A 9,977-nucleotide genomic window follows, 5' to 3' on the forward strand; every position below is an offset into this window, starting at 1 on the left:
GCGTCGTCGGCCGTCCGGACGACCCGGCCCCGTCCCCCGGGGTCGGGTCGTCGCGGCACCGGCCCCTCGCTCCACCCCTCACCCGGCCCCGCTCCCGGACCGCGCGACGTCGCCGGTCCGCCCGCCGAAGGAAGCCTCATGACGCTCGTCGCCGGCGTGGACTCCTCCACGCAGTCCTGCAAGGTCGTCGTCCGCGACGCCGACACCGGGGAGCTGGTCCGCCAGGGCCGCGCCTCGCACCCCGACGGCACGTCCGTCGACCCGCGCCACTGGTGGGACGCGCTGCAGACCGCGATCGCGGACGCCGGCGGCCTCGACGACGTCGACGCGATCTCCGTCGGCGGGCAGCAGCACGGCATGGTCGCGCTCGACTCCTCGGGTGAGGTGGTCCGCGACGCGCTGCTGTGGAACGACACCCGCTCCGCGCAGGCCGCTCTCGACCTCGTCGAGGAGCTCGGCGACGGCGACGCCGAGAAGGGCGCGCAGGCGTGGGCCGACGCCGTCGGCTCGGTCCCGGTCGCGTCGCTCACCGTCACGAAGCTGCGCTGGCTGCGCGACGCCGAGCCGGAGAACGCCGACCGCGTCGCCGCCGTCGCGCTCCCCCACGACTGGCTGACGTGGCGCCTCAGCGGCAACGGCGCCGGCTCGGGCGGCGCGGGCCTCGACCAGCTCGTGACCGACCGCTCAGACGCGTCCGGGACGGGCTACTGGTCGCCGGTGACGAACGACTACCGGCTCGACCTGCTCGAGCGCGGGCTCGGCCACCGGGTGCACCTGCCCCGCGTGCTCGGCCCGTCCGAGGCGGGTCCGCGGGCCGTCGTCGGCGGGCGCGAGCCGGTCCTCGGCCCCGGTGCGGGCGACAACGCGGCCGCCGCGCTCGCGCTGGGTCTCGGCCCGGGCGACGTCGCCGTGTCGATCGGCACGTCGGGCGTGGTCTCCGCGATCGCCTCCTCGCCCACCGCCGACGGCTCGGGCCTGGTGACGGGCTTCGCCGACGCGACGGGCGCGTTCCTGCCGCTCGCGTGCACGCTCAACGCGTCGCGCGTCCTCGACGCCGCCGCCCGCATGCTCGGCGTCGACCACGCGGGCCTGTCCGAGCTCGCGCTGTCCGCCCCTGCGGGTGCCGACGGCCTCGTCCTCGTCCCCTACCTCGAGGGCGAGCGCACCCCCAACAAGCCCGACGCGACCGGCGCGCTGCACGGCCTGCGGCTCGCGAACACGACCCCCGCGCACCTCGCGCGCGCCGCCGTCGAGGGCATGCTCTGCGCGCTCGCCGACGGCATCGACGCGCTCCGCGCCCAGGGGGTCGCCGTCGAGCGGCTCTTCCTCATCGGCGGTGGCGCGCAGTCGCGGGCCGTGCGGGAGATCGCGCCGACGGTCTTCGGCCTGCCCGTCCACGTGCCGACGCCCGGCGAGTACGTCGCCGACGGTGCCGCGCGCCAGGCCGCGTGGGTCCTGTCGGGCTCCGCGACCGCCCCGTCGTGGACCGCCGCCGCCGAGGCGGCACTGCACAGCGCCGACCCCGTCGCGCGCGTCCGCGAGCAGTACGCCGCCGTCCGCGAGCTGACCGGCACCCGCCCGCTCTGACAGTCGCGAGCACCGACGCACGAGAGCCCGGCCCCTCCGAGGGACCGGGCTCTCGTCGTGGGGTGGGCGGGCGCCGGAAGCACGACGAGGGCCCGGCCTCTGCGGTGGCCGAGCCCTCGTCGTCCTGCGGTGCGTCAGGCCACGTGCGTCCCGCGGCGGCGAGAGCGCACCATCGCCGTCCCCGCGCCGAGCAGCGCGAGAGCCAGGAGCACGAGACCCGCGACCTGCGCGCCCGTGGTGGCGAGGCTGCCGCCACCGGACCCGCCGGTGCCGCCCGACGCGCCGCCGCCGGGAGCCGCGGCGACGACGTCGACGACCGTGGCCGCGAGGACCTGGTCGTCGACCGCGGCGGCGATGCCGTAGCGGCCGACGGCCGTGGTGGCCGGGATCCTCACGGACCCGGAGGCCCCGCCGGACGCGTCGACGGTGAAGGACCCGACGACGAGCCCGAGCGGCCCGGTGCTGCCGACGGCTCGGGCGGCCATGAGCCGTGCGCCGCCCTGGACCTGGCCGACGAGCGACTCCGCCCCGAGCACCACGTCGACGACCGTCCCGGGCGTGAACCCGGACAGCGCCACGGGCACGGTGCCGCCGCGCGCCACCTTGCCGGCCCCGAGGACGACGGTCGGCGCCGACGGCTCCGGCTCCTCGCCCGCGGCCTCGACCAGCCGGCCGACGCCCCAGCGCTCGGTCGTCTGGTAGCCGGTGCCGGTGGGCTCGGCCCAGGTGTGGATCGACGTCCGCGCACCGTCGGCGGTGGCGTCGTTGACCTGGAAGTCGAGTCCGTGGAACGTGCCGGCGCCGCCCTGGTCGTGCAGGCCGATGGCGGCCTCGACGACGTAGCCCGACGCGGTGCGACGCGTGGCGCTGGTGAGGTTGGCCTTCTGGTAGGCCTCGTCACCCGTGCCGACCGACACCACGTTGTCCGCGCTGATGCGCAGCTGCGTGTCGTCGTAGCGGTAGGAGCCGTTCTTCGCGTTGCCCGGGTCGACGAAGATCTCGACCGAGTCCTGCGTCCACGGGTCGGAGCCGGCCGTGTTGACGACCGCGTCCGTGACGGTGGCGAGGACGTAGAGCGTGTCGTCCTTCCACAGCGTCCTGACGTCCGCGACGGCACCCGCCGCGTCCGACCCGGCGCCGACGACCTTGGTCGTGCTGACCGAGGCCGCGTCGGCCCAGACCGCGTCCTCCTCGCCGTCGACCGTCGGCGCCGACGACGCCGGCGCGACCTCGAGGTACGACAGCGGCTCGACGAGCGTGAGCGTGCCGGTCGCGCCGAGCTTGTTCCAGCCGACCGTGGTGCTGCCGTCCGTCGCCGTGACGTCGAACGCGAGCTGGTCGCCGACCGCGGCGGCGTCGAGCGGCAGGTGGACCACCGCGGCCCAGCCGTCGCCCAGCTCCGTCGCGACACCGTCGACGTCGCCCGCGCCGTCGCGCCCGAACGCGTACGTCTCACCGTCGAGCGAGAACGTGAGGCCGTCCGACGCGGCCGGGGTCGCGTCCGGCACGACGACGAACGCCGTCAGGTGGTCGGCCTCCCAGCGGAGCTGGAACGCCGCCGACTCGTCCATCGGGAGCAGCGGGAGCCGGTCCCAGTCGGGCGCGGAGGTCGCGTCGTCGTCCAGCGGCACGGTGCCCTGGAAGACGTTCGCGGCCCGCATGGGAGCAGGCAGCGTCGAGGCGTCGACGATGCCGTGGTACGCCGGCTTGGCCTTGACCTGGTCGTCGAACACCAGCGGCGCGCCCGAGTCGTTGCGCCACGAGCGGCCGTCGACGAGACCCCACACGGTCGCCGAGAAGACCTGGTCGGTCTCCGCGTGGAACGCGCGGAACGCGTCGAAGGCGTCCTGGTAGTAGTAGCCCTGGTCGACCAGCTTGGCCTCGGTCACGGGGGTGCCCGTCGTGACGTCGAACTCGGTGATCGCCTGGACCTTGCCCAGGTCGGCCATGCGGTCCAGCGCTCCCGCGAGCGTGCTCACGGGCGTCGCGAGGCTCACGTGGAACTGGTGCCCGATGCCGTCGAACTCGACGCCGCGATCGATCATGCGCGCGATCAGGTCGTGGTAGCGCTGCTGCTTGCCGGCCTGCTCGGTGTTGTAGTCGTTGATGAACAGCGTCACCGGGTGCGACTGCCCGGGCGCCGCGTACGTGCCGTTGAAGGCGTCGTTCGCGTACTCGAAGGACAGGTCGACGAACTCCTCGCCGAGCACCTGGAACCACCGGCTCGTGCGCATGCCGCCGGGGGTGCCGCTGCCGTCGGAGACGACCTCGTTCACGACGTCGAACGCGTACAGCGGGTTGGTCGCGCTGCCGAACTTGCCGTACTTGTCGCTGAGGTACTGCGCGACGTTGTCGATGTGCGTGCGCAGGCGGGCCTTCAGCACCGCCTGGTCGGCAGGGCTGTCGGTGAGCCAGCGACCGGAGCCGTCCTGGAAGAACCAGTCGGGCGTCTGGCTGTGCCACACGAGCACGTGCCCGTAGACCTTGAGGTCGTGCTCCGCCGCGTACGTCATGAGCGCGTCCGCCTCGGAGTTCGTCGTGACGAACGTGTGGGTCGGGTCGTTCGCGTCGTACCACGCCTCGGGCTTCATGAAGTTCTCGGGCGTGATCTGGTCGAAGTGCTTCGTGAGCAGCCGGCCGTACGGGTCGACCGTGTCACGGGCCTGGATCGCGGCGCCGAACGGGAAGTCCAGCGTGTCCTTGATCGGCGTCAGGCCCTCCTCGATCGACAGCGGCGACGCGACCGTGACGACGATGTCGTCGACCAGGAAGTCGGACGTGTTGCCGTTGTTGTAGTCGGTCTCCAGGTAGAGCAGGTCGGAGCCCTCCGGCAGCCGGATCGACGCCGTGAGCTCGACCCACTGGCTGTTCGACTGGCCGGACACCTGCGCGAGCGTCGTGAACTTCTGCGTGCCGCCGTCGTCGTGCCGGACCGTGAGCCACACGTCGTCGGCCGGCTGGCCCGCGGCGAAGCGCACCCACGCGGACAGCTCGTAGAGCGTGCCGGGCACGAGGACGCCGTCGACGTCGAACGCGAGGCCGTGACCCTGCGACGAGCGGTTGGCGACGAGCGCGGCTTGCGCGCCGCCGTGGGCCGCGGTCGTCGTGACCGTCGCCGTCGGCGTACCGCTGCCCGTCTCGCGGACGAACCAGCCGTCCATGCCGTCCTCGAAGTCGGCGTCGATCACCGTGGACCCGACGGGCTGCGACGGCGCGAGCGTCACGGACGGGAGCGTGAACTCCCAGCCGGCGTCGAGCCGCTCCTGCACGACGGCCTTGAGCGCCGCGACGGAGTTGGCGCGGTTGCCGCCGCCGTCGTGGACGAGCACGATCTCGCCGTCCTTCATCGCAGCGCGCAGGTTGGCCTTGAGCGCCTCGACGTCGGACTGCACGGTCGCGTCCCAGTCGTTGATGAGGTTGGTGACGGCGAGCGGCTGCATGCCGAGCGACACGGCGGCTGCCGGCGTCTGACCCCACGCGCCGTTCGGCGCCCGGAAGAACGGCACCTGCGCGTTCGCGTCGCCGAGCGCGGTCCGGATCGTCGTGAGGTTCTGCGCCATCTTCTGCGCGGCCTGCGCCTGGGTCAGCCCGTCCATCGCGCTGTAGTCGGTGGAGTGGTTGCACAGGGTGTGGCCGTCGGACACGATCCGACGCAGCACGCTCGCGCCGTCGCCGGTCGTGACGTTCTGGCCGATGACGCAGAACGTCGCCGGGACGTCCTTCGCGGCGAGGAAGTCGAGCAGCTCGGTCGTGGCGGCGCCGTTCGGGCCGTCGTCGAAGGTGAGCGCGGCCCGCTTCACGCCGGGAGCGGACCCGGCCGCGGCGGTCGCGACGGGCGTCGTCGTCGGGTTGAGCGCGCCGCCCGGCGGGACGTCCGGCACCTCGCCGGGGCCCGTGGACGCCTGGCCGGTGATGACGACGTCGTCGACGAGGAACGAGGCGGTCGCGCTGTCGGACTCGACGTAGAGGTTGGTCGGCGGCGTCGCCGGGTCGACGGTGTACGTGCCGGACAGCTTCGTCCACTCGCCCGCGGTGACGGCGACGCGGCCGCCGACCCACGGGTACTCGTTCGCCGCTCCGGGCGTCTGCATGCCGAGGTTCAGCTGGGCCGGGCCCGCCTCGCCGTCGGCGAGCCGCACCCAGGCCTCGACGTCGTAGGTGCCTGTCGTGAGCAGGCTCGACACGTCGTGCTGCGCGCCGTTCCAGCCGGCGGTGCGGCCCGTGACGAGCAGGCTCGACGTGCCGCCGTGCGCCTGCGTCGTGGTGGTCGCGACGGTCGTGCTGCCGGAGCCGCGCGCGGTCCAGCCGTGGCCGGCGGACTCGAAGGTGCTGGTCAGCACGACGCTCGGACCGCCGGCAGCGGGCGGGCCGGTGATGACGAGGTCGTCGACGAGGTAGGTGTACGCGCCCGTGAGGTCACCGGTGCCGAGGTAGAGCTGGAGGTCGGATGGCGCCGTGCCCGTCGCGGGCACGGTGTACGTCCCGGCGACGGTGGTCCACGCGTCCGCGGTCATGGTCGTGCTGCCGATCCACGTGTACGCGGGCTTCATGACGAACCGCACGCCGGCGGGGCCGCCGGTGGTGCCGTCGGCGAGGCGCGCGCGCATCGAGATCGTGTACTCGGCGCCGGGCACGAGGTCGGCGAGAGCACCGGGCGCCGTCTGGACGCCCTCGTAGTCCGCCGCGCGGTTCGCGACCTGGAGGACCTTGCCGCCGTCGACGTCGACGACGCTCAGCGTCGGGTTGCCGCTCTGCTGCCAGATGCCGGTCGTGCCGTCCTCGAAGGTCGTCGACGACACGACGGTGGGCGACGCCGCGGCGGCGGTGGTCGCGGTGGGCAGGATGCCCACGATCGGGGCGGCGATGACGCCGACGGCGACGATGCCGATCCCGATAGTTTCGAAGCCTCTCGGCCGTCTCATCGACGCTCCTTTGCGCAATGCTGACAGGTGACCGCGCCAACCTATGCGTCAGGCTGCGGCTCCGGTATCAGCCGGAGGAGCGAATTATCGGTTCTGTCGCCGCAAGTATCGAAACTGTGACGCGTCCGTGACCGTCCGAACGACTCCCCTCGACGATCCCGGACGCCATCGACGGGACGACGAAGCCCCCGGTGCTCGTCGGCACCGGGGGCTTCGGGAGTCGTCGCGTCAGTGCGCGGCGTCGTACGCGGACTTCACCTCGGCGGAGATGCGACCCCGCTCCGAGACGTGGTGCCCGTTGGCCTTCGCCCACTCGCGGATCGCCTGGGCGTCGCCCGAGGAGCGACGTGCGTTGCTGCTGCCGCCGCGGCCGGCGGGGCGCGCCGACGACGAACGGCCACCGACCTTGCGGGCGTGGCCGACCCACTGCGCGAAACCGTCGCGCAGCTCCGAGGCGTGCGCCGCCGTGAGGTCGATCTCGTAGGTGACGCCGTCGAGCGCGAACGTCACCGTCTCGTCCGCCGTTCCGCCGTCGATGTCGTCGACGAGCAGGACCTGGACCTTCTGAGCCATTGTTCGCTCCGGGGTAAGTGCGTGGAGGGGATTTTCTCGCTTACCCGCGAAGCATGACACCCGTACTATTCGGACGTCAAACGGTCGCGCTTCGATTCCTCATTTGTGGTGACCGCTTCCTGCTGCGCGGCGCGGCGTTCCTCGGCATCCATTCTGGCCAATGCCTGCCGTTCGGTGCGGTCCGCATTCACGAGCGCGCGGATCGCGAACCAGAAGATCAGCCCGACACCGATCGAGGGGAGGATCGCGGCCAGCGCCGCGGTGAGCCCGTCCACGCGTCAGCCCTGCGGCTTCACGAGCGGGAACAGGATCGTCTCGCGGATGCCGAGGCCCGTGAGCGCGATGAGCAGGCGGTCGATCCCCATCCCCATCCCCCCCGACGGCGGCATCGCGAACTCCATCGCGGTGAGAAAGTCCTCATCGATTCGCATGGCCTCGTCGTCGCCGCGCGCCGCGAGCGCCGCCTGCGCCTCGAACCGCTGCCTCTGGATGACCGGGTCAACGAGTTCCGAGTAACCGGTCGCGAGCTCCATGCCGCGCACGTAGAGGTCCCACTTCTCGACGAGTCCGTGCTTGCTGCGGTGGTCGCGCACCAAGGGCGACGTCTCGACCGGGAAATCGCGCACGAACGTGGGTGCCGTCAATGCGTGACCGACGTGGTGCTCCCAGAGCTCCTCGACCATCTTCCCGTGGTTCCGCTGCCCGGGAGCGAGCTCGATCTCGGCCTTCTCGAGCAGCTCGAGCAGGACCTCGTCGGTCGTGTCGTGCGTGATCTCGACGCCGAGCGCCTCCGACAGCGAGTCGTACATCGGCAGCCGGGCCCACTCGCCGCCCACGTCGTACTCGGTGCCGTCGGCCAGCGTGACCGTCGTCGTGCCGAACGCGTCACGCGCCGCCGTCTGGACCAGGTCCTGCGTGAGATCCGCGATCGTGTCGTACGTGCCGTAGGCCTCGTACGCCTCGAGCATCGCGAACTCGGGCGAGTGCGTGGCGTCGACGCCCTCGTTGCGGAAGTTCCGGTTGATCTCGAAGACGCGCTCGACGCCGCCGACCGCGGCGCGCTTGAGGAACAGCTCGGGCGCGATGCGCAGGAACAGCGGGATGTCGAACGCGTTCATGTGCGTCTCGAACTGCCGCGCGGCCGCGCCCTCCGGGCGCACCTGGAGCATCGGGGTCTCGACCTCGATGAAGCCGCGCTGGTGCAGGTTCTCCCGGACGGACCGCAGCACCGCGGCCCGCGTGCGGACCATGTCCCGCGAGCGCTGGTTGACGATGAGGTCGACGTACCGCTGCCGGACGCGCGCCTCCTCCGAGAGCTCGGTGCCCTCGTACAGGTTGGGCAGCGGGCGCAGCGCCTTCGCGGCGACCGACCACGCGTCGGCGAACACCGACAGCTCGCCGCGGCGCGACGCGATGACGCGCCCGTGCACGAACACGTGGTCGCCCAGGTCGACGTCGGACTTGAACGCGGACAGCCGCTCCTCGCCCACCTCGGCGAGCGACAGCATCGCCTGGAGGCGGTTGCCCTCGCCGTCCTGGAGCGTCGCGAAGCAGAGCTTGCCGGTGTTCCGCAGGAACACGACGCGGCCGGCGATCCCGACCTCGTCCTGGGTCTCGGTGCCCGGCTCGAGGTCCGGGTACGCGGCGCGCACCTCGGCGATCGTGTGCGTGCGCGGCACCACCACGGGGTAGGCCTCGGTCCCCTCGGCGAGCAGGCGCTCACGCTTCGCGCGGCGGACCTGGATCTGCTCGGGGGTGTCGTCGACGGGGGCGTCGGCGGCGGCGTTCTCGGCCGGGTTCTCGGGCGCAGCGGTCACCGGGCGATTCTACCGGCGCCGCCCGACCCGCCCGGCGCGACGGCCGTGAGATGCACGACGCCCCACGGCCACGACGTGCCGGACGCGGCGACGGCGCACGGCACGTCCGCGCCGCCCCCGTCCGTCGTCAGGACGCCTGGAGGTCCAGCGCGAGGTCGAGGATCGGCGACGAGTGCGTGAGACCGCCGACCGACAGGTAGTCGACGCCCGTGCCGGCGACCTCGGCGGCCCGGTCGAGCGTGAGGTTGCCGGTCGCCTCGAGCTCGACCCGGCCGGTCGTCGGCTCGCCGGCCCGGACCGCCGCGACCACCTCGGCGAGCAGCGGCGTCGGCATGTTGTCGAGCAGCAGGAACCGCGCACCGGCGGCGACGGCCTCGAGCGCCTGGTCGAGCGTGTCGGCCTCGACCTGGATGTCGACGTCGGGGAAGCGCTCCTGCACCGCACGGACGGCCGCCGCGACCGAGCCCGCCGCGACGACGTGGTTGTCCTTGACCATCGCGACGTCGTACAGCCCCATGCGCTTGTTCGTGCCCCCGCCGCAGCGGACCGCGTACTTCTCGAGCGCCCGCAGGCCGGGCGTCGTCTTGCGCGTGTCGAGGACCTGCGCGCCCGATCCGTCCAGCACGTCCGCCCAGCGACGGGTGTGCGTCGCGACGCCCGACGCGCGCGACGCGAGGTTGAGCATCGTCCGCTCCGCGACGAGCAGCGTCTGCACGGGCCCCACGAGCACCGCGAGCACCTCGTCGCGCCACACGCGTGCGCCGTCCTCGACGGTGAGCGACACGGTCACGCCGTCGGTCCCGAGCCGCTGCGCGACCTGGTCGACGACCTCCTGGACGACGACGAGCCCGGCGACGACGCCCTCCGCGCGTGCCACGAGGTGCGCGGTGCCGACGGCGTCGGGCGGGATCGTCGCCTGCGACGTGACGTCCCGGCCGGGGGCGGGGCCGAGGTCCTCGTCGAGCGCGACCTGGACGACCCGGGCGACCCACGCAGGGTCGAGCTGCTGCTGCACGCCGCCACCCTACGGACCCCTCGGCCCTGTCGTGGGGGGGGGGGGGGGGGGCGGGGGGGGGGG

At 73.1% G+C, this 9,977-nt stretch carries 6 protein-coding genes; 1 reads left to right on the top strand and 5 read right to left on the bottom strand.

The annotated features are described in order from the left end of the window. Positions 1-138: 138 nt before the first annotated feature. On the top strand, positions 139-1,587 hold the full coding sequence (gene xylB / locus CTKZ_RS12160; RefSeq protein ID WP_124343192.1) for a xylulokinase: 1,449 nt from the start codon (positions 139-141) through the stop codon (positions 1,585-1,587). Between the two features lie 134 nt (positions 1,588-1,721). Here the strand turns inward: xylB and CTKZ_RS12165 are convergent, their stop codons facing one another. From CTKZ_RS12165 to nadC, 5 genes are all read right to left on the bottom strand, one after another. After that, positions 1,722-6,509, bottom strand: a complete 4,788-nt coding sequence (locus CTKZ_RS12165; protein WP_124343193.1) for an endo-1,4-beta-xylanase — start codon at positions 6,507-6,509, stop codon at positions 1,722-1,724. A 228-nt stretch (positions 6,510-6,737) separates the two neighbouring features. Beyond that, positions 6,738-7,082, bottom strand: a complete 345-nt coding sequence (locus CTKZ_RS12170) for a histone-like nucleoid-structuring protein Lsr2 (RefSeq protein ID WP_124343194.1) — start codon at positions 7,080-7,082, stop codon at positions 6,738-6,740. 65 nt (positions 7,083-7,147) lie between these two features. Beyond that, positions 7,148-7,357, bottom strand: a complete 210-nt coding sequence (locus CTKZ_RS12175; RefSeq protein ID WP_124343195.1) for a hypothetical protein — start codon at positions 7,355-7,357, stop codon at positions 7,148-7,150. Positions 7,358-7,360: 3 nt separating this feature from the next. Next, positions 7,361-8,899 carry a lysine--tRNA ligase gene (gene lysS, locus CTKZ_RS12180; protein WP_124343196.1) on the bottom strand — a complete coding sequence of 513 codons (1,539 nt, stop codon included), beginning with the start codon at positions 8,897-8,899 and terminating at the stop codon, positions 7,361-7,363. Between the two features lie 127 nt (positions 8,900-9,026). Further along, positions 9,027-9,914, bottom strand: coding sequence for a carboxylating nicotinate-nucleotide diphosphorylase (gene nadC / locus CTKZ_RS12185; RefSeq protein WP_124343197.1), 888 nt, complete (start codon positions 9,912-9,914; stop codon positions 9,027-9,029). Between the last annotated feature and the right edge of the window lie 63 nt (positions 9,915-9,977).

The sequence above is a fragment of the Cellulomonas algicola genome (assembly GCF_003851725.1).
Classification (GTDB): domain Bacteria; phylum Actinomycetota; class Actinomycetes; order Actinomycetales; family Cellulomonadaceae; genus Cellulomonas; species Cellulomonas algicola.

Bases quoted from the DNA above. Each gene is read 5' to 3' on its own strand.
- xylB (WP_124343192.1), top strand. From the start codon at position 139: ATGACGCTCGTCGCCGGCGTGGACTCCTCCACGCAGTCCTGCAAGGTC.
- CTKZ_RS12165 (WP_124343193.1), bottom strand. From the start codon at position 6,509: ATGAGACGGCCGAGAGGCTTCGAAACTATCGGGATCGGCATCGTCGCC.
- CTKZ_RS12170 (WP_124343194.1), bottom strand. From the start codon at position 7,082: ATGGCTCAGAAGGTCCAGGTCCTGCTCGTCGACGACATCGACGGCGGA.